This window comes from Tsukamurella hominis, assembly GCF_965137015.1.
GTDB classification, from domain to species: Bacteria; Actinomycetota; Actinomycetes; order Mycobacteriales; family Mycobacteriaceae; genus Tsukamurella; species Tsukamurella hominis.
Genome location: NZ_CBCRZG010000002.1, coordinates 125,990 through 149,451, shown reverse-complemented (window position 1 = coordinate 149,451; position 23,462 = coordinate 125,990). Strand labels below are relative to the sequence as shown.

The 23,462-nt window shown below is 70.0% G+C and carries 27 protein-coding genes, 1 tRNA gene and 1 pseudogene; 12 read left to right on the top strand and 17 right to left on the bottom strand.

Annotated elements, in window-relative coordinates; genetic code table 11:
• Window positions 1-37: 37 nt before the first annotated feature.
• Window positions 38-1,822 (bottom strand): carbohydrate-binding domain-containing protein, encoded by a 1,785-nt coding sequence (locus ACM9LD_RS03275; RefSeq protein WP_415675354.1) that lies wholly within the window; start codon window positions 1,820-1,822, stop codon window positions 38-40.
• Window positions 1,823-2,080: 258 nt separating this feature from the next.
• On the opposite strand from ACM9LD_RS03275, the gene ACM9LD_RS03270 reads away from it, so the two are divergent.
• A tRNA-Ile gene (locus ACM9LD_RS03270) sits at window positions 2,081-2,157 on the top strand.
• A gap of 94 nt (window positions 2,158-2,251) precedes the next feature.
• The gene (locus tag ACM9LD_RS03265; RefSeq protein ID WP_415675353.1) at window positions 2,252-3,766 is read left to right on the top strand and encodes a glyceraldehyde-3-phosphate dehydrogenase; all 1,515 of its coding nucleotides are present in this window, start codon (window positions 2,252-2,254) and stop codon (window positions 3,764-3,766) included.
• Window positions 3,767-3,824: 58 nt separating this feature from the next.
• Here the strand turns inward: ACM9LD_RS03265 and ACM9LD_RS03260 are convergent, their stop codons facing one another.
• Genes ACM9LD_RS03260 through ACM9LD_RS03250 form a run of 3 tightly spaced genes read right to left on the bottom strand, consistent with a single transcriptional unit; the run spans window position 3,825 to window position 6,122 of the window.
• Window positions 3,825-4,799: a DUF5685 family protein gene (locus tag ACM9LD_RS03260; protein ID WP_415675352.1), complete on the bottom strand. Its 975-nt coding sequence runs from the start codon at window positions 4,797-4,799 to the stop codon at window positions 3,825-3,827.
• 26 nt (window positions 4,800-4,825) lie between these two features.
• Window positions 4,826-5,368, bottom strand: coding sequence for an Imm51 family immunity protein (locus ACM9LD_RS03255; RefSeq protein WP_415675351.1), 543 nt, complete (start codon window positions 5,366-5,368; stop codon window positions 4,826-4,828).
• A 10-nt stretch (window positions 5,369-5,378) separates the two neighbouring features.
• Window positions 5,379-6,122 (bottom strand): YggS family pyridoxal phosphate-dependent enzyme, encoded by a 744-nt coding sequence (locus tag ACM9LD_RS03250; protein WP_415675350.1) that lies wholly within the window; start codon window positions 6,120-6,122, stop codon window positions 5,379-5,381.
• A 63-nt stretch (window positions 6,123-6,185) separates the two neighbouring features.
• Between ACM9LD_RS03250 and ACM9LD_RS03245 the strand changes: the two genes are divergently transcribed.
• Window positions 6,186-6,428, top strand: coding sequence for a hypothetical protein (locus ACM9LD_RS03245; protein WP_068521248.1), 243 nt, complete (start codon window positions 6,186-6,188; stop codon window positions 6,426-6,428).
• A gap of 14 nt (window positions 6,429-6,442) precedes the next feature.
• Here the strand turns inward: ACM9LD_RS03245 and ACM9LD_RS03240 are convergent.
• From ACM9LD_RS03240 to ACM9LD_RS03225, 4 genes and pseudogenes are all read right to left on the bottom strand, one after another.
• Window positions 6,443-6,937: pseudogene (locus ACM9LD_RS03240) on the bottom strand (DNA primase); the annotation flags it as partial.
• Window positions 6,938-6,965: 28 nt separating this feature from the next.
• Window positions 6,966-8,368, bottom strand: a 1,403-nt coding sequence (gene dnaG, locus ACM9LD_RS03235) for a DNA primase (protein WP_415675349.1), incomplete at its 3' end; no start/stop codon positions are given.
• A gap of 20 nt (window positions 8,369-8,388) precedes the next feature.
• Window positions 8,389-9,711 (bottom strand): deoxyguanosinetriphosphate triphosphohydrolase, encoded by a 1,323-nt coding sequence (locus tag ACM9LD_RS03230; RefSeq protein ID WP_415675348.1) that lies wholly within the window; start codon window positions 9,709-9,711, stop codon window positions 8,389-8,391.
• Entirely contained in the window at window positions 9,712-10,173 is a 462-nt protein-coding gene (locus ACM9LD_RS03225) for a cold-shock protein (RefSeq protein WP_415675347.1), read from the bottom strand.
• Between the two features lie 84 nt (window positions 10,174-10,257).
• Between ACM9LD_RS03225 and ACM9LD_RS03220 the strand changes: the two genes are divergently transcribed.
• The gene (locus tag ACM9LD_RS03220; protein WP_068521256.1) at window positions 10,258-10,668 is read left to right on the top strand and encodes a lipoprotein LpqH; all 411 of its coding nucleotides are present in this window, start codon (window positions 10,258-10,260) and stop codon (window positions 10,666-10,668) included.
• Between the two features lie 57 nt (window positions 10,669-10,725).
• Here the strand turns inward: ACM9LD_RS03220 and ACM9LD_RS03215 are convergent, their stop codons facing one another.
• Complete coding sequence (locus tag ACM9LD_RS03215; protein ID WP_415675346.1) at window positions 10,726-12,129, bottom strand: glycine--tRNA ligase; 1,404 nt, start codon at window positions 12,127-12,129, stop codon at window positions 10,726-10,728.
• Between the two features lie 158 nt (window positions 12,130-12,287).
• Between ACM9LD_RS03215 and ACM9LD_RS03210 the strand changes: the two genes are divergently transcribed.
• Both ACM9LD_RS03210 and ACM9LD_RS03205 read left to right on the top strand, forming a co-directional pair.
• Window positions 12,288-12,656, top strand: a complete 369-nt coding sequence (locus ACM9LD_RS03210) for an ArsR/SmtB family transcription factor (RefSeq protein ID WP_415675593.1) — start codon at window positions 12,288-12,290, stop codon at window positions 12,654-12,656.
• The gene (locus ACM9LD_RS03205; protein ID WP_415675345.1) at window positions 12,653-13,069 is read left to right on the top strand and encodes a Fur family transcriptional regulator; all 417 of its coding nucleotides are present in this window, start codon (window positions 12,653-12,655) and stop codon (window positions 13,067-13,069) included. The genes ACM9LD_RS03210 and ACM9LD_RS03205 overlap by 4 nt, the downstream gene beginning before the upstream one ends.
• A 22-nt stretch (window positions 13,070-13,091) precedes the next feature.
• On the opposite strand, the gene ACM9LD_RS03200 is transcribed toward ACM9LD_RS03205, so the two are convergent.
• From ACM9LD_RS03200 to ACM9LD_RS03180, 5 genes are read right to left on the bottom strand one after another with little or no spacing between them, the layout of a single operon-like run.
• On the bottom strand, window positions 13,092-13,700 hold the full coding sequence (locus ACM9LD_RS03200; RefSeq protein WP_415675344.1) for a TetR/AcrR family transcriptional regulator: 609 nt from the start codon (window positions 13,698-13,700) through the stop codon (window positions 13,092-13,094).
• Complete coding sequence (locus ACM9LD_RS03195; protein ID WP_415675343.1) at window positions 13,697-14,881, bottom strand: NAD(P)/FAD-dependent oxidoreductase; 1,185 nt, start codon at window positions 14,879-14,881, stop codon at window positions 13,697-13,699. Before ACM9LD_RS03195 ends, ACM9LD_RS03200 begins: the two co-directional genes overlap by 4 nt.
• On the bottom strand, window positions 14,878-15,066 hold the full coding sequence (locus ACM9LD_RS03190) for a rubredoxin (protein ID WP_068521261.1): 189 nt from the start codon (window positions 15,064-15,066) through the stop codon (window positions 14,878-14,880). The genes ACM9LD_RS03195 and ACM9LD_RS03190 overlap by 4 nt, the downstream gene beginning before the upstream one ends.
• 36 nt (window positions 15,067-15,102) lie before the next feature.
• A complete protein-coding gene (locus ACM9LD_RS03185) occupies window positions 15,103-15,264 on the bottom strand; it encodes a rubredoxin (protein WP_415675342.1) in 162 nt (53 codons plus the stop codon).
• Entirely contained in the window at window positions 15,261-16,523 is a 1,263-nt protein-coding gene (locus ACM9LD_RS03180) for an alkane 1-monooxygenase (RefSeq protein WP_415675341.1), read from the bottom strand. The genes ACM9LD_RS03185 and ACM9LD_RS03180 overlap by 4 nt, the downstream gene beginning before the upstream one ends.
• Window positions 16,524-16,734: 211 nt before the next feature.
• On the opposite strand from ACM9LD_RS03180, the gene ACM9LD_RS03175 reads away from it, so the two are divergent.
• The 3 genes from ACM9LD_RS03175 to ACM9LD_RS03165 are packed head-to-tail and all read left to right on the top strand — an operon-like array spanning window position 16,735 to window position 18,644.
• Window positions 16,735-17,160 (top strand): MarR family winged helix-turn-helix transcriptional regulator, encoded by a 426-nt coding sequence (locus tag ACM9LD_RS03175; protein ID WP_224646511.1) that lies wholly within the window; start codon window positions 16,735-16,737, stop codon window positions 17,158-17,160.
• A 33-nt stretch (window positions 17,161-17,193) separates the two neighbouring features.
• Window positions 17,194-17,616, top strand: a complete 423-nt coding sequence (locus tag ACM9LD_RS03170) for an organic hydroperoxide resistance protein (protein WP_415675340.1) — start codon at window positions 17,194-17,196, stop codon at window positions 17,614-17,616.
• Window positions 17,617-17,648: 32 nt separating this feature from the next.
• Window positions 17,649-18,644, top strand: coding sequence for a zinc-binding dehydrogenase (locus ACM9LD_RS03165; RefSeq protein WP_415675339.1), 996 nt, complete (start codon window positions 17,649-17,651; stop codon window positions 18,642-18,644).
• Window positions 18,645-18,678: 34 nt separating this feature from the next.
• Here the strand turns inward: ACM9LD_RS03165 and ACM9LD_RS03160 are convergent, their stop codons facing one another.
• Genes ACM9LD_RS03160 through recO form a run of 3 tightly spaced genes read right to left on the bottom strand, consistent with a single transcriptional unit; the run spans window position 18,679 to window position 20,670 of the window.
• Window positions 18,679-19,086, bottom strand: a complete 408-nt coding sequence (locus ACM9LD_RS03160; protein WP_415675338.1) for a hypothetical protein — start codon at window positions 19,084-19,086, stop codon at window positions 18,679-18,681.
• Window positions 19,083-19,895 (bottom strand): isoprenyl transferase, encoded by an 813-nt coding sequence (locus ACM9LD_RS03155; RefSeq protein ID WP_415675337.1) that lies wholly within the window; start codon window positions 19,893-19,895, stop codon window positions 19,083-19,085. Before ACM9LD_RS03155 ends, ACM9LD_RS03160 begins: the two co-directional genes overlap by 4 nt.
• Window positions 19,873-20,670 (bottom strand): DNA repair protein RecO, encoded by a 798-nt coding sequence (recO, locus tag ACM9LD_RS03150; RefSeq protein WP_415675336.1) that lies wholly within the window; start codon window positions 20,668-20,670, stop codon window positions 19,873-19,875. The genes ACM9LD_RS03155 and recO overlap by 23 nt, the downstream gene beginning before the upstream one ends.
• A gap of 116 nt (window positions 20,671-20,786) precedes the next feature.
• Here recO and ACM9LD_RS03145 point away from each other — a divergent pair, with 116 nt between their 5' ends.
• The 3 genes from ACM9LD_RS03145 (at window position 20,787) to ACM9LD_RS03135 (ending at window position 23,458) form a co-directional block, all read left to right on the top strand.
• Entirely contained in the window at window positions 20,787-21,329 is a 543-nt protein-coding gene (locus ACM9LD_RS03145; RefSeq protein WP_415675335.1) for a hypothetical protein, read from the top strand.
• Window positions 21,326-22,882 carry a hypothetical protein gene (locus ACM9LD_RS03140; protein ID WP_415675334.1) on the top strand — a complete coding sequence of 519 codons (1,557 nt, stop codon included), beginning with the start codon at window positions 21,326-21,328 and terminating at the stop codon, window positions 22,880-22,882. Before ACM9LD_RS03145 ends, ACM9LD_RS03140 begins: the two co-directional genes overlap by 4 nt.
• A 363-nt stretch (window positions 22,883-23,245) precedes the next feature.
• On the top strand, window positions 23,246-23,458 hold the full coding sequence (locus ACM9LD_RS03135) for a hypothetical protein (RefSeq protein WP_415675333.1): 213 nt from the start codon (window positions 23,246-23,248) through the stop codon (window positions 23,456-23,458).
• The last annotated feature ends 4 nt before the right edge of the window (window positions 23,459-23,462 follow it).

The following is a 23,462-nucleotide window of genomic DNA, read 5'->3' as shown; positions in this document are numbered from 1 at the left end:
AGAGGAATTGGCGCACGACGCGCCGAACGGCGGCCGGTCAACGCTGCTGGTTGCAGCCCGGATCATCGGCGCGGTCGAGGTAGATATCCGTCGACGAGACCGTGGGGGCGAGGAACCGCATGTGCTGGATCAGCGCATCGGGGAGCGACTGGATCGGCTGGGCGTACGTCGTGCCGTCGTAGGTGCTGCGCGCGTACAGCGTGAAGACCGTCGAATGGTCGGCGTTGAAGCCTCCGTACACCTGCAGAGCCCTGGCCACCATGAGCTGGAACGGTGTGAGGCCGAACCTGCTCAGGTCGAGGGTCGGATCCAATTGCAGTCGGGTGCCCTGCGGTATCCCGTCCGACACCGTGCCGTCGGTCCGCGTGCCCGGGTAGACGAACTTCTGCGCGCCGAGCGGCAGTGCGTACCGGAGCGCATGGTCGATCACGCCGGACTGGACGTCCTGGGGCGTGATCAGGCCCGCGAGGTAGGAGAACTCTCCTCCCGCATGACCGGCTCCCGCGACGTGCCCGCCCGATCCGGTGTACACGCGATAGCTCGCTGACGCGTTCGCTGAGAGCATCACCGGATTGAAGCTCTGGAACTCGTACAAACAACCGGTTGCGTCGTCGATCACCGCCACGTGCGAATCCGCGTCCTGTGTCGGGCGGTACGACGACAGATACGGGATGGTGAGCTTGCGCTTGCTGTTGACCATCAAGATCTCAGCTGTGGGCGTGCCGGGCGGCGCGTTGTAGATCGTGGTCGTCCACTCCCGACTGTTGATCGACACACGGGAGTTGCCCGCATCCAACCTCGCGACCCATCCGGCGCTCCGAGAATCGACCGCGGCGTTCGCCGGGACCGGCTGGTTCCAGAAGGAATCCGCGGCGAAGTAGTTGCCGTTGTTCGATGGTGCGCTCGGTGTCGCGCGAGGGAAGGAGACTCCGAATTGTGCGATCCCCGACGTATGGGCGTATTGCACTCGCACGCGATGCTGCCCCGCCGTCACGGTTCGCAGCGTGTTGAAGGTGCCCCACTGGGGGGTCGGCTTGTCGAACACCAGCGCGTCGTCGATCCAGATCCGAGCACCGATGTTGCCGACGGTCGCCGACACGACGTATGTCGTGGTCTGCGGGAAGGTGAGGACACCGTTGTAGTCGACGGAGAAATTGTCGGCGTTGACCCCTGCCAGCGGCGCGCCGGTGAACAGTCCGCCCGGGGCGTTCTCGCACTGCAACACGGCCGGCGTCCCCGTGGCGGTCGTGTTGTTGAAGTACCTCGCCTGGAACTGATTCGCGGGGCACCCCGTCGCCGGAACCGTCGTCGTGGGAGTCGGCGTCGGCGTGGGTGTCGGCGTAGGGGTCACCGCGCCGTCCCGAACGGCCACACTCGCGATGTACAGGTTCCGATCGCAGAACCACCACCTGTAGTCGTTGGTGAACTCCAGGGTCACGGGACTCGAGCCCGTCTGGGCACCGAGCCCGACGGAGTAGGTGTTCCATCCGGACGCGAGGGTGAGCGTGGCGAGGGTGACGCCGGCGCGCTTGACCGCCATCACGGGCGCACCACGACAGATCTCGCCGCGCGCGCGGACCTCCAATTTCCCGCCGGGGTTCGCGGTGACGACGGGGATCGAGACGCCGCCGTTGCTCCAGATCTTCATGACGGTGCCGGCACGCCAGTCGGAGACCTGGCCGCCGGCGCCGGACGGGGTCACGGTCATGCCCGAGGGGCCGACGGTCGTGTCCGCGCTCGCAATCGAGGCGAGGCAGGTCGTGGTCAGGGCCGCGACGAGCGCGGCGATCGTGATACGGAAGGACCAGCTTCTTCTGGTCATGGCGGACTCCTCAGGGCGCTCGCTGTCTTGAAGCATCATCGGAGGCCACTGGATCACTCCAGCCACATCCGCCCATCGAAGAGCATTGAACCACAATTGCATCAATCGTAACACTCGGGATTGTCGATCCACTGCGCCTGCAACCACCCATCGCGGGCCGGTGCAACGATCGGATACGCCGGGTGCTAATGTATTCGCGCTGGTCAGGGCTTGTTCTCAACGAGAGACCCGTCGCGCGAACAACGGACGGCCGGCGAGGGGGCAGTAGCTCAGTCGGTTAGAGCCGCGGACTCATAATCCGCTGGTCGTGGGTTCGAGCCCCACCTGCCCCACCACCGTGAGCGGGCATCCCGAAGTCGCCCGCCAGCCGCGCTCTCACCATCGCCCCGGTGGCTCGCTGCATGCTCAGCGCATTGCATAATGATGGGCGTGACGCAACAGCTGGAGCCCGAGTCCCCGTCGACCTCCGCGACTGCCGATGGGCATCGCGGCGCGTACGACAGCCACCGCGACGCCTGGGTCGCCCGTGAGGAGCAGGCCGAGCGCCTCATCCCCATCATCGGCCGGCTCTACCGCCAGCACGGTGTGGTGTCGTCGATCCACGGGCACCGCCTGATCAACCTCTCCACCTCCGCGGTGATCTCGGCGCACGAGCGCGCCGAGGAACTGGGCCACCAGGCCCTCACCCTGTCGCAGACGGAGAAGGTGCTGCGCGGCCTGCTGGAGATCGCCCCCGAGCCCGCGTCGATCGACATCGCACGCCTCGCGATCCTCGCCGCGGACCTCGAGTCCGACGAGGCCGTCCAGGAGCTCCTCCGCGCCGAGATCGCCAAGCGCAACGTCCCGGTCTCCGACGGTGACGGCGCCGACGTCGTGCTCTACGGCTTCGGCCGCATCGGCCGCCTGCTGGCCCGCATCCTGATCAGCCACGCCGGCAACGGCCACGGCCTACGCCTCCGCGCGATCGTGGTGCGCCGCAGCGTCAAGAACGACCTCGAGAAGCGCGCCAGCCTGCTGGCCCGCGACTCGGTGCACGGCCCCTTCGCCGGCTCGGTCTCGATCGACGCCGAGAACGACGTGATCATCGCCAACGGCACCCGCATCCAGGTCATCTACTCGGACGACCCGTCGACCATCGACTACACCGCGTACGGCATCAAGGACGCGCTCATCGTCGACAACACCGGCAAGTGGCGCGACGAGGAGGGCCTCGGCCTGCACCTCAAGAGCAAGGGCGCCGCGCGCGTGCTGCTCACCGCGCCCGGCAAGGCGCCGCTGAAGAACATCGTGCACGGTATCAACGACAGCACGATCGAGGACGCCGACAACATCCTCTCCGCCGCGTCGTGCACCACGAACGCGATCACGCCGGTACTGGCGGCCCTGGACGAGGCCTACGGCATCCAGCGCGGCCACGTCGAGACCGTGCACTCGTTCACCAACGATCAGAACCTGATCGACAACCTCCACAAGGGCGACCGCCGCGGCCGCTCGGCGGTGCTGAACATGGTCATCACCGAGACAGGCGCCGCGAAGGCCGTCTCGAAGGCGCTGCCGCAGCTCGAGGGCAAGCTCACCGGCTCGTCCATCCGCGTCCCCACCCCGGACGTCTCGCTCGCGATCCTCAACATCACCCTCGAGAAGCCGACCAGCAAGGACGAGGTCAACGACTACCTCCGCCGCGTCTCGCTGCACTCCAAGCTGCGCCAGCAGATCGACTACATCGAGTCGCCCGAGGTCGTGTCCACGGACTTCGTCGGCTCGCACCGCGCCGGCATCGTCGACGGTCTCGCGACCATCGCCGACGGCAAGGACCTCGTGCTCTACGTCTGGTACGACAACGAGTACGGCTACTCCTGCCAGGTGGTCCGCGTGCTCGAGCGCATGTCCGGCGTGCACCCCGTGGTCATCCCGGCCCGCGCCGACGTCCGCGTCGAGGCCTAGGAACCGAATCCGTCACCGCCCCGGTGGAAGCCGTTGCTTCCGCCGGGGCGGCGTCGTTTCACGAACAGTCGCAGCAGCACCCGTCGCCGCAACAGCAGTCGCCGTCGCAGCAGCAGTCGCCCGCGTTCTCGCCCACATCGACTGATCGACGGCCCAGCTTCTTCTTCGATTTCTCGGTCATCGGCGGGCCCTGGGCAGCGAGAACCGTGGCCATCGCGGTGAGCAACAGCGGCCGCACGAGCCGGTCGTCGCGCAGCTCGATCCGGCCGAGCCGGTCGATCACGATGTCGCGCAACGCTTGCAGCCGCGCGACGGCCGAGTCCACGGACGTGCCGGTCGCATCGAGCGGGTTGTACTCGCCCCGTTCACGGTCCCGCGGCAGGTCCTCCAACGCGTCCGCGAGGTGCGCGAATTCGCCGTAGGCGCGCCCCAGCTCGCCGAGCGCCTCCTCGTTCTCCGGGCATCCCGCGAGCCCGCCCGACGCCGCGAACATCGCCCCCACCGCCGCCGCCGTCGGCGCGGTCACCTCGGCGAGCTCGGTCGCGCGGGACTCGATCCGCGCCTGCTCGGCGAGCCCGGCGAGGACGTCGGGAACGCGTGCCGCGGCGGCGACCGTCGCATCGGCAGCGGCGCGGCGCCCGACCCGTCGCTCGGTCACCCGCAGCAGCCCGACGGCGCCGCGCCCCGCGACTCCGGAGCCGCACAGGCCCGTCTCCCGCTCGGCGGCCCGATCACCGATCTTCGCCGACGCCAGCGTGAGTGCGGCGGTGGCGCCCAGCCGCACCCCGAGCTCCGCCGGTGCGATCACCGCGGCGCGCCGCATCCCACGCAGCGCGCACGGGCCGGCCGTGCGGGTGGCGGCGGGCTGCGACTGTTGCGCCTCGACGAGCGCGGAGAGCAGCGCGGCGTCGGTGTTGGTGAACGCCCGCGCGGGCTGCCCCGCCGTGTCCCGCAGCGTCAGGCACACCCCGCACAGGTGCGCGCGCCAGAGCCACCGCACCGCGGGATCGAGGTGACCGGAACACAAACGCACGAGACCGAGCACGAACCCTCCCGAGGTCAGTCGTCGAAGACGAAGCCGTCGGCCTCCGCAGCGGCGACCACCTCGCGCACACGCGCGGGATCGGTCGCGATCCGGGCCATCTCCGAACCCAGGATCACCAGGGTCTCCTTGTCGCTCCGCGCGCTGAACATCCCCGCCTCGCTGTCGAACCGGATTCCCGCGAGCATCTGCTCCGGCAGGATCCGCTCGGCGACGCCCTGCCAGAAGTAGCCGTTCGGCTCGTGCCCGAGCGCGACGACGGCATCGTCGGACGGGGTGCCGCCGACCACGAGGATCAGTGAGTACTCGCCCGGAACCATCTCGACCAGCTGCAGGGGCGCGATCCCGCCGGCGCGGCCGTCGCTGCGCTTCGCGATCACCCTCCGCAGGCCGCGCCACACAGCGAGCACGGCGACGGACCCGAAGAGGATCGCCGGGTACTTCAGCCACGGGTTGAGCGGTTCGAGCAGCCAGAAGAGCACGCCGAGCGCCACGACGACCGCCAGGAGCTCGGCGATGTCGGCGACGGTGAACTGGCGGTCCTCGTCATCGGTCAGCACGAGGGGAAGATTACTGCCCCTCGGGCCAGTAATGACTGTCGGGCAGCGCCCGCGAGCCGAAGATCGCCTGGCCCACCCGCACGCACGTCGAGCCCTCCTCCACGGCGATCTCGTAGTCGCCCGACATCCCCATCGACAGCTCCACCGCCTCGGGCCACTCCTGCACGGCCCGGTCCCGGACGTCCCGGAGCCGGCGGAAGCAGGCGCGCACCCGCTCCTCGTCGGAGGAGAACTCGGCGAGGGTCATGAATCCGCGCACCCGCAGCGAGGCGAAGACGGGCAGCTGGGCGAGGAAGGCCGGAACCTCGGCGGGCGGCATGCCGTACTTCTGCTCCTCGTCCGACGTGTTGACCTGCACGTAGACGTCGAGACCGCGGCCCAGGGCCTGCAACCGGCGGTCGAGCGCCTCCGCGACACGCACGCTGTCGAGCGCCTGGAACTCGGCGGCGACGGCGGCGACGTCCTTCGCCTTGTTGGTCTGCAGGTGCCCGATCACGGCCCACGAGACGTCCAGGTCGGCCATCTCCGCGCTCTTGCGCTTGGCCTCCTGCGGCTTGTTCTCCCCCAGCTCCCGGCAGCCCGCGGCGACGGCGAGTCGCAGCCGCTCTTGCGGCACCGTCTTGCTGACGGGCAACAGCCGCACGTCCGACGGTGACCGCCCCGCCCGGGCCGCCGCGGCATCGATGCGGCGCATCACCTCGGCGATGTTCGCCTCGAACTCGGCGACGGTCTGGGCGGGCGGGTACGAGCTCATGGATCGAGCCTATCGGCCGGGGACCGCCCGCCGGAGCGGGGCCGCGGCCGGTACAGTGGCGGCATGATGCGACTGGTTATCGCCGCAGGTGCCGGCTACGTGCTGGGCACCAAGGCCGGACGCCGCCGGTACGAGCAGATCAACCGCACCGCGAAGGCCATCGCCACCAGCCCGGCGACGAAGAAGGCCGTGGAGATCGGGCGGCGCAAGCTCGCCGAGCAGCTCAACCCCGATCCGAAGATGCGCACGATGCGCGAGATCGACGCGCAGACGGTGATCTACTCCCCCAAGACCGACCTGGACTAGAAGGCCGACCCGGATCAGAACGCCGAGTCACCGACGGCCATCTTGAGCAGGCTCTGCCGGTAGCTCTCGAGCGCCACCAGATCGCCGAAGAGGCGGTTGTAGTCACCGTCGGAATTGGGCGACATGCGGCGCAGCTTCGACTTGAGGTCGGCCACCTGCGCCCCGACCCAGACCTCCTGCAGTCGCGCCATCACGGATTCGACGTACCGCGGCGACGGGTCGCCCGCCACCTGCAGGGGCTCCACCGCGAGCTCGGTGACCAGTGGCTCCAGCACGGGGCCGTCGACGTGGCGCACCACGGTGTCCACCCATTCCGGGCCGCCGAGGCCCGCCGCGATGCCGCCCGCCGCCTCGATCGCGAGCCGCACCTGGCGGTAGGCGGGGTCGGTGAACATGTCGTCGGAGAGCGCGTCGAAGACCATGCCCGCGAGCGCGGGCACCTGCAGCGCGGCCTTGAGCACCTCGCGCTGCACCCACAGCACCGGGTCCGCGGGGTTGGGGCGCTGCGGNCCCGTCGGGCGGGGNGCCGGGGCCTCNGGAACCATCTCGCGAACCCGGTTGTTCGACGGTGCCGGCGCGCCCGGACCGGGGCGGCCCTCCCCGCGGCGGATCCGGGCGGACTCCTCGCGCACGCGGCGCAGCACCTGCGTCACGTCCTCCCAGCCGACCCAGCCGGCGAGCTGGCGCGCGTACTCGTCCCGCAGCGCCATGTCCTTGATCCGCGCGACCACGGGCACCGAGCGGCGCAGGGCGTGCACCCGCCCCTCCGCGGTGTCGAGGTCGAACTCCGTGATCAGTGTCTTCACCGCGAACTCGAACATGGGAACGCGCTGCGCGATGAGGTCGCGCACGGCCTCGTCGCCGTGTTTCTGCCGCAGCTCGCAGGGGTCCATCCCGTCGGGCGCGACGGCCACGAAGGTCTGGCCCGCGATCTTCTGGTCGCCGTCGAAGGCCTTCATCGCGGCGGCGCGGCCGGCCTCGTCGCCGTCGAAGGTGTAGATCACCTCGCCGCGGAAGTAGCTGTCGTCCATCATGAGCCGCCGCACGAGGGAGACGTGCTCCTCACCGAAGGCGGTGCCGCACGACGCGACGGCGGTCTCCACGCCCGCGGCGTGCATGGCCATGACGTCGGTGTAGCCCTCGACGACCACCACCTGGTGCCCCTTGGCGATGTGCTTCTTCGCGTGGTCGAGACCGAACAACACCTGAGACTTCTTGTAGAGCATCGTCTCGTTGGTGTTCATGTACTTGGGGAGGTTGTCGTCGTCGTACAATTTGCGGGCGCCGAAGCCGATCACATCGCCGCCGAGGTTCTTGATGGGCCACAGCAGGCGCCGGTGGAAGCGGTCGATCGGGCCGCGCTGCCCGGGCTTGGTAAGGCCGGCGGCCTCGAGCTCCTTGACCTCGAAGCCCTGCCGCAGCAGCGCCTTGGTCATCGTGTCCCAGCCCGACGGGGCGTAGCCGCAGCCGTAGAACCGGGCGTCCTCCTCGGTGAACTCGCGATCGGTGAGGTACTTGCGCGCGGTCTCCGCCTCCGGGGTGCGCAGCTGCTCGGCGTAGAACTTCTGTGCGGCTGCGTTGGCGGCGACGAGCCGCATGCGGGTGCCGCGGTCCTGCTTGGGGCCGGGGGCTCCGCCCTCGTAGGAGATCTGGATGCCCACCTTGTCGGCGAGCTGCTCGACGGCCTCCACGAAGGGCACGTGCTCGATCTTCTGCAGGAAGGAGATGACGTCGCCGCCCTCGCCGCAGCCGAAGCAGTGGAAGAAGCCCTGCGTGGGGCGCACGTGGAAGCTGGGGGTCTTCTCGTCGTGGAACGGGCACAGGCCCTTCATCGACCCCACGCCGGCGGGGCGGAGTGCCACGTACTCGCCGACCACGTCCTCGATGCGCGCACGGTCGCGGATCGCCGCGATGTCACGCTCCGGGATTCTGCCGACCACGAGTTCGAGTGTACTGCCGCTCAGCCCTCGAGGGCCTTCTGGTCCAGCCGCTCGAGCCGCGTCTCGGTCATCGACGCGATCTGGTCGACCACCACGCGCAGGCGGACGGCGTCGGAGTCCGCGGCGAGGTAGGCCGGGGAGTACAGCGGATCGATGTTCGACGGTGACGCGCCCATCAGGTAGTCGGCCACGCGCAGGATCCGGTCCCGCTGCCCCTGCTGGATCGCCAGGTGCATCTGGTTCGAGTAGATGTACTGCAGCGCCATCGTTTTCAGCAGGATCACCTCGGCGCGCACGGACGGCGGCACCTCGACGTCGGCGTCGTACCGGCACACCGGCTCGTTGCCCGTGGCGGCCCGGGTCGCGTCGATCGCGGCGGAGGCGAAGCGGCCCACCAACTCGCTCGTCATGCGCTTGAGCGCCACCGAGGAGGCGAGGCCACCGTCGTACTTCGCGGCCGCGGCGACCACCTCGAAGGAGGCCAGCCGGGCGCCGGCCTCCTCCAGCTCGGCGGCCTCCGCGCCGCGGAAGCTGCTGGCGCCGAAGCCGGAGAGGCTGCGCACCTCCGCGGGCGAGGAGAGGGCGCGCAGGTCGAGGCGGCCCGACAGGACCCCGTCCTCCACGTCGTGCACTGAGTAGGCGACGTCGTCGGACCAGTCCATGACCTGCGACTCGAGGCACTGCCGGGTGCCGTGCGGGCCGTCCTCGCCGCCGCGCATCCAGTCGAGGACGTACGCGTCGTCGTCGTAGACGCCGAACTTGCCGCCCGGCTCGCGGCGCAGCCACGGGTACTTGGTGGCGGCGTCGAGCGCGGCGCGGGTGAGGTTGAGGCCGGCCGACTCCCCCGCGGCGTTCAGCACCTTGGGCTCGAGGCGGGTGAGGATGCGCAGGTTCTGCGCGTTGCCCTCGAAGCCGCCGATGCTCGACGCGACCTCGTCGAGGGCGCGCTCACCGTTATGGCCGTAGGGCGGGTGCCCGATGTCGTGGGCGAGGCCCGCGAGGTCGACGAGGTCGGGATCGCAGCCGATACCGAGGGCGATGCCCCGGCCGATCTGGCTGACCTCCAGCGAATGGGTGAGCCGGGTGCGCGGCGTGTCTCCCTCGCGCGGGCCCACGACCTGGGTCTTATCGGCGAGGCGGCGCAGCGCGGCGCTGTGCAGCACACGTGCGCGATCCCTCGCGAAGGCGGAGCTGTGCCCCTCCCACCGCAGGGCCTCCCACTGCGGACCCGAGAACAGTGTGGGCTCCGTATCCGCTTCGAGCCCCGCCGTTTTGGGCTGCTCGGCGACGAGGCGTTCGACGTCGGCCGGCTGGTAGGCGGCCGGCCCGGGCAGCAGCGGCACCTACTCGGTGACCCAGCCGCGCGCGAAGGCGAAGTCCGCGATCCGCTGGCGGATCGCGATGATCTGGCCGGCGGTCAGATCGTCCGAGGAATCGAGCAGCAGCTCGGTGAGCTCGTCGACGAAGGACTGCATGTCCAGCGCGCCGGCCGCCGCGCGCGGCGCGGCGTCCCGGCGGGGCGCGTGGTCGCGCCGGTCACCGCGGTCGCCACGATGGTCGCGCTGATCGCGGTTGTCGCGACGGGGCGCAGCGGCGGGTGCACCACCGACGACGGCGACGTTCACGGCCTTGAGCCCCTTGTCGCCCTTCTCCACTTCGAAAGTGACCGCGGTCCCCGGGCGCAACGCCGACTCGTCGAAGTCGATGTCGTTCACGTGGAGGAAGACGTCCTCGCCCCCCGCGTCCGGCGCGAGGAAGCCGAAGCCGCGCTGCGTGTCGAAATGGACCACCTTGCCGTTCGTCATGCGTCGAGTATCCCATAGCGAGACGGCGCGACCCGGTTGGTGCGGCGCGTCGGACCTGCCGCGATCCCCCGGTACGGTGATCGCATGAAGAAAGCGGCAGTCGCCCTCGCGGGCGTCACCCTGGTGGCGCTCGCGGCGTGCACCTCCCCCAACATCGACTCCAGCACCGTGGTCGAGATCGACGGCAAGGCCGAGAGCGACGCCGAGTACGTCAACGCCGGGTGCTCGCGCACCGGCGACTCCATCACGGTGGGCTCGGGCAGCGTCCAGACCGCCCGCGGCATCGGCGCCATGCTCACCGAGGGCAATCCGCCCACGGTGAACAGCCTGTTCATCGCCACCGGGGGCAACGTGATGACGGTGCTGAACACGCCCGTGGGGAAGGTCGGCTCGGCCAAGGCCTCGAAGGCGGGCAATCGCTACACGATCACGGGCGAGGCCCGTGCCGCGGACCTGAGCACCAAGAAGTTCCGCGTCGAGATCACCTGCGGCTGATATGCGTCCGCCCGTCCGGTCTCGCGACCGGACGGGCGGAGCCGTCGATGTCGGAGGTCAGCAGCCGGCGAGGCGCGCGGCCAGGTACTGCTGGATCTCCGCGAGCGGCACGCGCTCCTGCTCCATCGTGTCGCGCTCGCGGACGGTCACGGACTCGTCTTCCAGCGTGTCAAAGTCGACGGTGACGCAGAACGGGGTGCCGATCTCGTCCTGGCGGCGGTAGCGCTTGCCGATGCCCTGCGCGTCGTCGAAGTCGACGTTCCAGTACTGGCGCAGCTGCGCCGACAGCTCGCGGGCCTTGGGCGAGAGCTTCTCGTCGCGCGAGAGGGGAAGCACGGCCACCTTGACCGGCGCCAGCCGGCGGTCGAGCTTGAGCACCACGCGGGTATCGGTGCCGCCGTTGGCCTTCGGCACCTCCTCCTCGGTGTAGGCGTCCACGAGGAAGGCCATGAGCGAGCGGGTCAGGCCGGCCGCGGGCTCGATGACGTACGGTGTGTACCGCTCGCCCGACTGCTGGTCGAAGTACTCCAGCGACTCGCCCGAGTGCTCCGTGTGGGTGCCGAGGTCGAAGTCGGTGCGGTTGGCGATGCCCTCGAGCTCGCCCCACTCGCTGCCGGCGAATTCGAAGCGGTACTCGATGTCGACGGTGCCCTTGGAGTAGTGGCTCAGCTTCTCCTGCGGATGGGTGAACAGGCGCAGGTTCTCCGGGTCGATGCCGAGATCCGTGTACCACTTGAGGCGGTAGTCGATCCAGTACTGGTGCCACTCGTCGTCGTCGCCCGGCTTGACGAAGAACTCCATCTCCATCTGCTCGAACTCGCGGGTCCGGAAGATGAAGTTGCCGGGCGTGATCTCGTTGCGGAAGCTCTTGCCGATCTGGCCGATGCCGAACGGCGGCTTCTTGCGCGCCGTGGTCATCACGTTCTTGAAGTTCACGAAGATGCCCTGCGCGGTCTCGGGCCGCAGGTAGTGCAGGCCCTCCTCCGACTCGATCGGGCCGAGGTAGGTCTTGAGCATCATGTTGAAGTCGCGGGGCTCGGTCCACTGCCCCTTGGTGCCGCAGTCGGGGCAGACGATCTCCGTCATCGGCACGGCGTCCGGGTCGATCTCCTCGCCCTTGGCGGCGCGCTTCTCGGCGTACGCCTCCTGCAGGTGGTCCTGACGGTGCCGCTTGTGGCAGTTCAGGCACTCCACCAGCGGATCGTTGAACACGGAGACGTGGCCCGAGGCCACCCACACCTGACGGGGCAGGATGATCGCGCTGTCCAGGCCCACGACGTCGTCGCGCGAGGTGATCATGTTGCGCCACCACTGCTTCTTGATGTTCTCCTTGAGCTCCACGCCGAGCGGCCCGTAGTCCCAGGCCGACTTCGTGCCGCCGTAGATCTCACCCGACTGGAAGACCAGTCCCCTGCGCTTGCACAGGTTGGCGACGGTATCGACTTTGGTTGCTTTGGCCACGGCGCGCTTCATCTCCGACGGGTTGTGAGACCAGAAAAACGTACGCACCGACTCTACCGTTCGCACCTGCGACCGCGGCGCGATGGGACGCCTCCCGCCCGCCGCTTGACGTGGCCGATCTCGCATATGAAAATGATTGTTGATAAGAGGAGGCCCCCATTCCCACCGACATCGTCCCGACCGCCGTCGTCGCCGACTGCCCCGTCGACCCCGAGGACCCGCCGCGCAACCAGCCCGATCCCGAGGTGCTCACCGCCACGGGCGACCTCCTGCGCGCCCTCGCCGCCCCGGTCCGGATCTCCATCGTGCTCGAGCTCATGCACTCCGAGCTGTGCGTGCACCAGCTGGTCGACGCCCTCGGCGTGACCCAGCCCCTCGTCAGCCAGCACCTGCGCGTGCTCAAGTCCGCCGGCGTCGTGCGCGGCGAGCGCAACGGCCGCGAGATCGTCTACCGGTTGGTCGACGACCACCTCGCGCACATCGTCGTCGACGCCGTCGCCCACGCGACCGAACGGCCGGGGGTGTGACGGTGACCGTCCACGCCACCAAGGGCACGGGCGTCCGCGCGACCAAGCAGCGCGGCGCCATCACGCAGGCACTGCGGTCGGTGTCGGAGTTCAAGTCGGCGCAGGAGCTGCACGAGCAGCTCCGCGCGGACGGCGAGTCGATCGGCCTGACCACCGTCTACCGCAACCTGCAGGCGATGGCGGACGCGGGCGCCGTCGACACCCTGCGGACGGACAGCGGCGAGGCCCTGTTCCGGCTGTGCTCGGACGAGCACCATCACCACCTGGTGTGCCGCGAGTGCGGGCGCACCGTCGAGGTCACCGACCGGACCGTCGAGGCGTGGTCCGCGCGGACCGCTGCGGCGCACGGTTTCACCGACGCGACCCACACACTCGAGATCTTCGGCCGCTGCGCCGACTGCTCGCGCCCCTGACCCGATCGAGCCCGCGCGCGGGTCAGCTGCGAACGGCCTGGGCCAGGAACGGCGAGAGCACGGCGGCGACCTCGCGCGCCGCCTCCTCGGGGCCCTCGATCGGCATGGTGAGGTGGCTGAACGCGAGCCGCACGAGCACGCCGGCCGCGATCTGCGCGTCGGCCCGGCGGACCTGTGCCCAGCTCATGGCCAGGATCTCCGCGAGGCCCTCGGCAGCGCGCTGCATGATCGGCGTGCCGTCGATGGTGACGATCCCCATGAGGTCGCGGTGGGGGTTCGGTCCCACGATGTTGATGACGACGGGGTCGCCCATCCCGATCTCGAAGACGCCGCGCATGGCGTCGTCGACGGCGGCGTCGATCTCGCCCGGGTGCGCATCGATCCGCTCCTGCACATAGGCGAGGAGGCCGTCGACGAACCGGGTGACGTAGGCGACGGCCATGCCCTTGCGGGAGCCGAACTCGTTGTACAGGGTCTGCCGGCTGACGCCCGCCTGGCGGGCGACGGCGGCCATGGTGACCGCCGACCACTCCCGCCCGCTCAGGACGCCGCTGACCGCGTCGAGCGCCTGATCCCGCACCGTTTGCTTCGGCGCGGCATCAGCGGCATCGCGCCCGACGAGGACGGTCATCGTGCGACCGCCGCCGCGATCTGCTCGGACAGCTCGCCGCGGACGGCCCGCAGCTCCTTCGGCCGGCCCATCGCCACTGCGCCTGCGAGGCTGCCGCCGCGGTGGCACCGCGCGAAGAAGGGATCACCGCTCGCCGTGTCCATGGGACCGTCCACCTCCAGCTCGTCGTCCGCCGCGGGCCATCCCGCGAACTGCAGTACCGCCCCGAACTGGTTCGACCAGCCCCACGGGACCGTGGGGGCGGGCGCGCCGCCGAGGAGCACCTGCGCGACCGCGGTGCCCTGGTCCTGCGCCGCCGACCAGTTCTCGGCCCGGTAGCTGCCGTCTTCCAGCGGATGGGGCACCCGCGCGCAGTCGCCGATGGCGTAGACGCCCTCGGCGGACGTGCGGTACTGCTCGTTCACCAGGATACCGTCGTCCACGCGCAGGGCCAGACGCTCGGCGAGGCCGGTGTCGGGGCTCGAGCCCACGGCCACCACCAGCAGGTCGGCGACGAGGGCGCCGCCGCCGGGCAGCGCGACGGAGACCTGGTCGGGGTCGACGGTGATCTCCCCGGGCCGGACGCCGAGCAGCAGGTCGACGCCGGCGTCGCGCTGCAGGCCGGCGAGGCGCTCCCCGATCGACGGGGGCACGACGCGGGCGAGCGGCAGGGCGGCCGGTTCGACGACGGTGACGGCGGCGCCCAGCTTCGCGGCGGCGGAGGCGACCTCGGAGCCGATGAGTCCGGCGCCGAGCACGATGACGCTGCCCGCGCGGCCCAGCTCGTCGCGCAGCGCGGTCGCGTCGGCGAAGTCCCGCAGGTACTTCACCCGGGGCGCGGGCGGCAGGCCCGGCAGCTCCCGGGCCGCACCGCCGGTCGCGAGGACCAGCGAGCCGTAGGCGAGCTCGGCACCGTCGGACAGCTCCAGGGTGCGGGCGGCGGTGTCGCCGCCCGTCGCGGTGACCCCGGTGCGGACCGCGACGCCGATGCCCTCCCAGTGCGCGGCCGGCTTGAGGAGCGCCTTCTCGACGGGCATCCCCGCCAGCAGCACGTCCTTCGACAGCGTGGGCCGCCGGTACGGAAGGTGCGGGTCGCGCCCGAGGAGCGTCACGGCCCCGTCGTATCCGCCGGTCCGCAGTGCCAGGGCCGCGGTGGCGCCCGCGACGCCCGTGCCGACGATCACCACACTGTCCGTGCTCATGCCCGGGACACCTCGACCATCTCGAAGTCGGCCTTGGCGGCGCCGCAATCGGGGCAGGACCAGTCGTCGGGGATGTCGTCCCAGCGGGTGCCGGGCTCGATGCCGTCCTCGGGCCAGCCCTCGGCCTCGTCGTACTCGAAGCCGCACTGGAGGCAGCGGAACAGCTTGAAGGGTGCGTCGCTCATGGTCGGTTCCTTTCTCGTCAGGGGGGATTCGGTAGGTCAGACCGGCTCGAAGTCGATCTTGTCGCGGACCCCGCAGTCGGGGCAGTTCCAGTCGTCGGGGATGGAGTCCCAGAGGGTGCCGGCCGGCCAGCCCTCGCGGGGCGCGCCTGCCGCTTCGTCGTACACGTAGTCGCAGACGGGGCACTGGAAGGAGCTCATGCGGCGGCCTGCTCTCCGGTCGTCGTGGCGCCGTACTTGGCCAGAACCTTGTCGCGGACGCGGGGGTGGATGTTGACCTTGGTGATGTCGCCGTCGTAGTGGTCGAGGACGCGGTGGTCCATCAGGCGGCGCCACAGCGGCGGGAAGTAGGTCAGGCCGATCAGCGTGGCGTAGCCCTGGGGCAGCGACGGCGCCTCCTCGAAGGACCGCAGCGTCTGGTAGCGGCGCGTGGGGTTCGCGTGGTGATCGCTGTGGCGCTGCAGGTGGTACAGGAAGACGTTGGTGATGATGCGATCCGAGTTCCAGGAGTGCTTCGGGGCGCACCGCTCGTAGCGGCCGGAGGCCAGCTTCTGGCGCAGCAGGCCGTAGTGCTCGAGGTAGTTCACGGACTCCAGCAGGCTGAACCCGTACACGCCCTGGATGATCAGGAAGGGCAGGACGTACCAGCCGAAGACCGCGGTCAGACCACCGAACAGCACGACCGTCATGAGCCAGGCGTTGAGCACGTCGTTCTTCAGGGTCCAGGGGCTCTTGCCGAGACGCTGCAGGCGGGTCTTCTCCAGCTCCCACGAGGACTTCAGGCTGCCCCACACGCTGCGCGGCAGGAACTCCCAGAAGGTCTCGCCGAAGCGGCCGGACGCGGGATCCTCCGGGGTCGCGACGCGCACGTGGTGGCCGCGGTTGTGCTCGATGAAGAAGTGGCCGTACATGGCGGGCGCCAGGGTGAGCTTGGCGATCCAACGCTCGTTCTCGGGCTTCTTGTGGCCCAGCTCGTGACCGGTGTTGATGGCGATGCCGGCGACGACGCCCAGGCTGAGGGTGAGGCCGATCTGGCTGATCAGGCCGAGCCCGCCGCCATTGGCGTACACGCCGCCCAACCAGGTCAGGTTGTCCGCGGTGAGCAGGTAGCACATCATCACGAGGGAGGCGAGCTGGAACGGCAGGAAGATGAACGTGAGCCACTTGTAGTACGTGGAGTTCTCCAGCGCCTCCATCACCTCCTCCGGCGGGTTCTCGCCGTCGTCGCCGGCCTTGATGTCGACGATCGGGAGGATCACGTACAGCAGGATCGGGCCGATCCACCACAGCACCGGGGCGAGGTACATCAGGGGCGTGCTGCCGATGCCGAGCAGCGCGATGAGTCCCATGGCGAAGAACAGGGCGGTGGGGACGAACAGGCCCCACAGCCAGAGTCGCTTCTTGTGGTCGGTCCAGACGGCTTCCTTGCCGTCCGCGTCGATGTAAGCCAGGCCCTTCACGGTGCCCTCCTAAATCTGTTCGCCCCCGACGGGGGCTGTGACTGAGGTCATACGCTCTAGACTCAGTATTTGACAGCTTCCGCATATTTGTCAAGTAATTCGTGGACAGATCAACACGTTCTGTAAACCTGCAGGTAGACAGGTCGGCCCAGTTCGTCCAGTCGCGAGATTTTCAGTTGTGCGCAATTGAATTGTGTGCCATCATCATGGGGTGGAAGCGAACCGGACCCTGGACGAGCAGCTGTGCTTCGCGCTGTACTCCGCCGCGCGGGTGGCGTCGAACGCCTACCGCGAGGAGCTGTCGACGCTGGGCCTCACCTACACCCAGTACGTCACGCTCCTCGCCCTGTGGGAGCGCGACGGCGTCACCGTCTCGGCGCTGGGCGAACGCCTGCGCCTCGACAGCGGCACCCTGTCGCCGCTGATCCGGCGGCTCGAGGGCGCCGGCCTCGTCGAGCGCCGCCGCGACCAGGCCGACGAACGACTGGTCACGGTCCACGTCACCGACGCGGGGCACGCGCTGCGCCCCCGGGTCGACGCCGCCCGCAGCCGGGTCTACGAGGGCTTCAACCTGCCCGTCGAGGACGCGGTCGCGCTCCGCGACCTGGCGAACCGCTTCTGCGCCGCGCACACCTGACCATTCCCCGACGTTCCAGGAGGAACCCCCGACATGAGCACCGTGTACACCGCCGAGGCCATCGCCACCGGCGCCGGCCGCGACGGCCGCACCCGCACCGACGACGGCCGCGTCGACCTGCAGCTGGCCATCCCGAAGGAGATGGGCGGATCCGGCGACGGCGCCAACCCCGAGCAACTCTTCGCCGCCGGCTACGCCGCCTGCTTCCACTCCGCGCTCCAGATGGTCGCCCGCACGCAGAAGGTCGCGCTCGGCGACTCCAGCGTCGGCGCCCGCGTGGGTATCGGCCCCAACGGATCCGGCGGCTTCGGCCTCACCGTCGCGCTCGAGGTCGTCATCCCCGACGTCGAGCAGGACGCCGCCCAGGCCCTCGCCGACGCGGCGCACCAGGTGTGCCCGTACTCGAACGCCGTGCGCGGCAACGTCGACGTCACCGTGACCGTCGCGAACGACTGAACTCCCCCACCACTTCTCACAAGGAGACATCCATGCGTGCACTCATCCAGGACGAGTTCGGCGACCCCGCGAGCGTCCTGTCGGTCCGCGAGGTCCCGCTGCCCGAGCCCCGGCCGGGCCAGGTGCGGATCCGCACTCTGCTCGCCCCGATCCACAACCACGACCTGTGGACCGTGAAGGGCGACTACGGCTACAAGCCCGCCCTCCCCGCCGCTTCCGGCTCCGAGGCCGTCGGCGTGATCGACGCTCTCGGCGAGGGCGTCGAGGGCTTCACCGTCGGCCAGCGCGTCGCCACCGGCTCGGCCTTCGGCACCTGGGCGGAGTACTTCGTCGCCGGCGCCGCCGGTCTGCTTCCGGTCCCCGGGGAGATCTCCGATGAGGCCGCCGCACAGCTCTTCTCGATGCCCTTCAGCGCGATCAGCCTCCTCGACTACCTGAACGTCCAGCCCGGGCAGTGGATCGTCCAGAACACCGCCAACGGCATGGTCGGGCGCCTGCTGGCGCAGCTCGCCACCGCCCGGGGCATCAACGTCACGGGCCTGGTCCGACGGTCCGCCGCCGTCGACGAGCTCGCGACCTTCGGCGTGACCAACGTGATCGCCACCGACAGCGAGGGCTGGCGCGACCGCGCCAAGGAACTCGCCGGCGACGCCGGCTACGCGGCCGCCGTCGACTCGATCGGTGGCGCGGCGAGCACCCAGCTCGCCCTTCTGCTCGGCCAGCGCGGCACGCTCGTCTCGTTCGGCGCGATGAGCGCCACCAACCCGGGCGAGGGCGCGATGCTGGAGATCCCCGTCAACGTCGCGATCTTCAAGGAGATCGTGGTCAAGGGCTTCTGGGGACGCACCGTGAGCCAGGAGATGGCGCCCGCCAAGCGAGCCGAGCTCATGGGCGAGGTCGTCCGCGGCGTCGCCTCCGGCACCCTCGCACTGCCCGTCGACGGGGTGTACCCGCTCGACGAGATCTCCTCCGCCGCGGCGGCGAGCGGCCGGCCCGGCCGCGTCGGCAAGGTGCTGCTGCGCCCCTGAGCGATCCGCTGCGCCGCGTCTGTGGCGCGCGCCGTCAGCCGACGAGGCGGCGGCGCGCGTCGACGCCCTGGGCCAGCACGAACAGCACGAACTCCCGCAGCGCGTCGCCCGCGAGAGTGCCCGCCGGGAAACTGTAGTGCAGCACCAGATCCGCCGAGACCTCCCGCTCCATGAGCCGCAGCGATCCGAACTGCACACCCTCCGCCACCGCCCGTACGTCGTCGCGGAGCTCGTCGGTCAGAGCCAGGTCCCACGCCACCACCTGGGTCAGCGAGTAGACGTCCACGTCGCGCGCGAGCTCGAAGACCTGCACCGATGCCGGGGTCTCACCGAAATCGACCAGCACGGCCTGATTCTCGTCGCGGCGCAGCACCACCCCATCGGCCAGCGCGGACTCGAGCCGGGAGCGCAGGGCGTCGAGCCGGGGGTCCTGCGCCGTCACTGGGCGCCGCCGAACCGGCGGTCGCGCTTGGCGTACTCCAGGCAGGCGTCCCAGAGGTTCCGGCGGTCGAAGTCCGGGAACAGCGTGTCCTGGTAGACGTATTCGGCGTAGGCGCTCTCCCACAGCAGGAAGTTCGAGCTGCGCTTCTCGCCCGACGGCCGGAGGAACAGGTCAACGTCGGGCATGTCCGGCTGGTACAGGTACTGCTGGAAGGACTGCTCGGTGATGCGGTCCGGATTGATCTCTCCCGCCGCCGCACGGCGCGCGAGTTCCCGTGCGGCGTCGACGATCTCCGCCCGGCCGCCGTAGTTGACGCACATCGTGAGCGTCATGACGGCGTTGTCCTTGGTGAGCTCCTCCGCGACCTCGAGCTCCTTGATCACGCTGGCCCACAGGCGCGGCCGTCGCCCGGCCCACTTCACCCGGACGCCCATCTCGTGCATCTCGTCGCGCCGGCGCCGGATGACGTCGCGGTTGAAGCCCATGAGGAAGCGCACCTCCTCCGGGCTGCGCGACCAGTTCTCCGTCGAGAAGGCGTACGCCGAGAGCTGCTTCACGCCGATCTCGATGCACCCGCAGACCGTGTCCATGAGCACGGCCTCACCGCGCTTGTGCCCCTCGGTGCGCGCCATGCCGCGCTCCTTGGCCCAGCGGCCGTTGCCGTCCATGACGAGGGCCACGTGGTTCGGCACCAGCTCCGCGGGGATCTCCGGCGGCGTCGCCCCGGAGGGGTGCGGGTCCGGGGGCCGGACGGTGACCGGCGCCGTCGGCACCGTCGTCTTGGACCTACCCCGCCGCAGTCCCGGCACCGTCGACCTCCCTCTCACCGGCCGCGAGGGCCGGGCTGTGCGGCGCGTGCCGCTCGATCATGGGCAGCGACCGCAACTGCCGCCCCACGTGCCACTGTAGGTGCGCGGCGGCGAGCCCGTTGGCCTGCCTGCGCAGCCGCTCGCCCGTGGTCTCGGCGAAGTCGAAATCGGCGCGGGCGAGCGCGGCCATCAGATCCAGCACGCCCTGCCCCGGCACCGCGGAGCCCGACGGCCGGCAGTGCACGCAGACGGCGCCGCCCGCGGCCACGTGGAAGGCGCGGTGCGGCCCCTCGTCGCCGCAGCGGGCGCAGATCGTGAGCGCGGGCGCCCAGCCCGCCGACTCCATCGCGCGCAGCAGGAACGAGATCAGCACGAGGTCACGGTCGCGCACGCCGGCCGCGATCGCCCGCAACGCGCCGACGGTGAGCCGGTGCAGTTCCAGCGCCGGGGCCCGCTCCTCGCCCGCGAGCCGCTCCGCCGTCTCGATCACCGCGCAGGCCGTGGTGTAGCGGCCGTAGTCGCCGGCGAGGTCGCCCGAGTAGGCGGCGATCGAGTGCACCTGCGTCACCATGTCCAGGTTGCGGCCGGGGTGCAGCTGCAGGTCGACGTGCGCGAACAGCTCCAGCCGGGCGCCGAACCGCGAGCGCGGCCGGCGCACCCCCTTCGCGACCGCGCGGACCAGGCCGTTGTCCCGAGTCAGCAGCGTGAGGATGTAGTCGGCCTCCCCCAGCTTGTGCTGCCGCAGCACCACAGCGCTGTCCCGGTACGACCTCATACCCTCCATCATCCCACCCCGCGCCGACAACCAGCGCCATCGACGCACCTCACCCTTCGCCACCATGATGTACTTGCCATGTGGTAAATCGAATTCCGGAGCGCGCCCTGCCGGTAGTGATCGACACGTGGGACATCGAAGTCGGCGCGATCGTCCCTCCCGCCGTCGGCGACATCGGCGAGTACCCACTCACCTTCGAAGCGACGAGATCCCCGGACGACACCGCGGTCGTCGACATCGTCGCGAAAGTGGCCGTCACCGGCAGCTCCTACGTCGCCGACGACGGATTGCGCCGCTGGCCTACGGTCTATTCCGGTGCCGGATGGAAGTACGAGATGCACGAGACCGCTCCACAGAACGGCACAGTTCGATTGCACGGAACGTTCCATGCTGACCACATCGGTGCCCCCGGCGTGCGGGGCAGGGTCATAGCGGTGCGCATCGAATCGGTCGAGATGCGCCTCATCCGCTGGCCGGATCAACCCGACGGTAGACAGGTCTGGTGCCCGATTCCGGGGACGATCCTCCACCGCGATGTCGCCACGGCGCCGCGGAGGTACGACGACGTAACACCCACTCCTCGTGGCCGACGCTCCGATTGGGCGGTCATCGTCGACCTCGATCTCACCGACCCCGGCGAATCCGGATCGGCGTCGTGACGGAGCCCGCTGCCTCTGTGCCGCTACGCGTCAGCATTGCGAGCTGGATGCTGGGCGACGGATCACCGCCACCTCCGGTGGTCGGCGAGATCGGCGAGTACGTGATCGGCTTCCGCGAGGAGGTCGTTCCGGACCCTAGCGACGCGGGGGTCACAGAGCTCTCCGCCGAGGCGATTCCCCGCGGTGCACCGTCTGTCACCGGCCGTGACGATGACCGGCGCATGCGGTGGCCGACCACGCTGCGGGGCATGGGGTGGGAGGTGTCATGGGGCGCTCCTCGCCCGATGATCGGGCCAGTCCGCGTGCGGGGCACCGTCTACGCCGACTACGTCTACCACCCGAATCCGATCCGAGTGCGGGGCCGGATCCTCCGCGTTCGGGTCGCATCCGTGCTGGCTCGACGGACCACCGACTCCGAGCCCTTCGTCCATGTCCCCGGCACGTACGAATACCGCGATGTCACCGCCTGCCCGCAATGGCTCGATTCATCCGCAGGTGACGACCACGAGCATCGGTACGAGTTCGCGGCCGTCGTCGACCTGGACCTCGCGGACGCGCCGCTCACGGCACCACAGCCGCGCATCCGCCCGGATTCCGTAGCCGTCGACGGTGATCGGGCCTGGGTCGTCGACAGCACGCTGCCGATCGTCGCGGAACTCGACCTCTCCGGCGACCGGACACCGCAGGAGCATCTGCTGCCCGGCGCGGTGACGCCGAAGCAGGACTACGAGATCCCCACCGTGTGGGCCGCCGCTGGCGCGTGTTGGGCGTTCCGCTCGGATGGCGTCTTCCGCATCGCCGATGGGGCGGTCACACTGGTGACGACCTCGCCGGTGGACTCGGTCGTGCCCGGCGACGGGACTGCACTGGTCGCCCTCCGCGAGGAGGGAAACACCGTGCGGTTGCATCTGATCGAGCCCGGGGACGTCACGCTCCGCGAGCCCGTGCACACCGGCGATGCGCCGCGCTGGGGTATCGCGACCGACCCCGGGTTCCTCCTGCTGACCTGCAACGGCGAGATGGCTCCCGAGGACCGGACCCACCGTCTGGTGCGCGTGGGCGAGGCGGGCGAGGTCACCGTCGGGCCCGTGCTCGACGACGTCGGCCCCAACCCCGACGGCTTCGGCGGTGCGCCGCCGCGGGTCTTCACCGGGGGCATGATCGGCGACCCGATCGCCCTCGACGTGCGCCCAGACCTCACCATCACCCGCAGCGCCCGTACCGCCCCACGCTTCGGAAGCGTGCGGACCGTCGGAAACGACCTGTTCGTCGTCTGTCATCGGCCCGACGGCACCGGCGCCGCCGGCCGGTGGCCGCTCGACGGACCCTGCGAGTACCGGAGCGAGGAGCAGTTCTGGCTGCTCGTCCGCGTCGACGGAGACACCCTCGAACCGGTCGCCGTCGCGCCGATCCACACCACGCAGGTGTCGGTCGCGCGCCACGGCGACGAGCTCCTTATCGCAACCGGGTCCGGCCTGTACTGGTGGCGCGACACGGGCTACTCGGAGCTCGAGGAGATCCCGCTCGCCGCACTCCTCGATGAACATTCCTGAAACCTGTCGGCGGTCCGGTGCACGATGTCAGCAGCATCGGATTTCTTCGGCGGGGGGGAGAGGTCATGACACCGGGATGGGCCACGATCATCGTGGGCACGGCCGCCGCGGTCATCGCGATCGTGACGATCGGTCAGAAACGGCTCGCGGACAACCGCAAGGAGTGGTGGACGCGGTGCCAATGGGCGCTGGACGCCACCTACTCCACCGACGAGCCGAGCCGGAGGGACGGATGGGCGATCATCGATGATCTGTTGAGGTCGTCGCTCGGCACCAGAACTGAGCGAGGAATCTCGATGCACATGGCGACGATCAGGTATCGCGAGGATACTGAGGACCGTAGGCGGAGTACGGGAGGCCGACATGAGTGACGCGACGAGGGATCCGGTGTCCATCGACGAACGCCGGGACATGATCCGCGTGGTCGTGAGTGGACTTCGCGCGTTCAAGGATCCGGTGCCCCAGCAGATGATCGACTTCGTCGAAGGCAGAACGGACGACCCCGGGCCGCTCCCGGACACCGAGAAGTATCGGAACGCGCGCCCCACCTGGTGGCAGCGGATGCTCGGTCGCTGACCGC

Coding starts and splice junctions, on each gene's coding strand:
- ACM9LD_RS03275 (WP_415675354.1), bottom strand. CDS start 1,822: ATGACCAGAAGAAGCTGGTCCTTCCGTATCACGATCGCCGCGCTCGTC.
- ACM9LD_RS03250 (WP_415675350.1), bottom strand. CDS start 6,122: ATGAGCTCGTACCCGCCCGCCCAGACCGTCGCCGAGTTCGAGGCGAAC.
- ACM9LD_RS03245 (WP_068521248.1), top strand. CDS start 6,186: ATGATGCGACTGGTTATCGCCGCAGGTGCCGGCTACGTGCTGGGCACC.
- ACM9LD_RS03225 (WP_415675347.1), bottom strand. CDS start 10,173: ATGACGAACGGCAAGGTGGTCCATTTCGACACGCAGCGCGGCTTCGGC.
- ACM9LD_RS03220 (WP_068521256.1), top strand. CDS start 10,258: ATGAAGAAAGCGGCAGTCGCCCTCGCGGGCGTCACCCTGGTGGCGCTC.
- ACM9LD_RS03200 (WP_415675344.1), bottom strand. CDS start 13,700: ATGACCGTCCTCGTCGGGCGCGATGCCGCTGATGCCGCGCCGAAGCAA.
- ACM9LD_RS03195 (WP_415675343.1), bottom strand. CDS start 14,881: ATGAGCACGGACAGTGTGGTGATCGTCGGCACGGGCGTCGCGGGCGCC.
- ACM9LD_RS03190 (WP_068521261.1), bottom strand. CDS start 15,066: ATGAGCGACGCACCCTTCAAGCTGTTCCGCTGCCTCCAGTGCGGCTTC.
- ACM9LD_RS03185 (WP_415675342.1), bottom strand. CDS start 15,264: ATGAGCTCCTTCCAGTGCCCCGTCTGCGACTACGTGTACGACGAAGCG.
- ACM9LD_RS03170 (WP_415675340.1), top strand. CDS start 17,194: ATGAGCACCGTGTACACCGCCGAGGCCATCGCCACCGGCGCCGGCCGC.
- ACM9LD_RS03165 (WP_415675339.1), top strand. CDS start 17,649: ATGCGTGCACTCATCCAGGACGAGTTCGGCGACCCCGCGAGCGTCCTG.
- recO (WP_415675336.1), bottom strand. CDS start 20,670: ATGAGGTCGTACCGGGACAGCGCTGTGGTGCTGCGGCAGCACAAGCTG.
- ACM9LD_RS03135 (WP_415675333.1), top strand. CDS start 23,246: ATGAGTGACGCGACGAGGGATCCGGTGTCCATCGACGAACGCCGGGAC.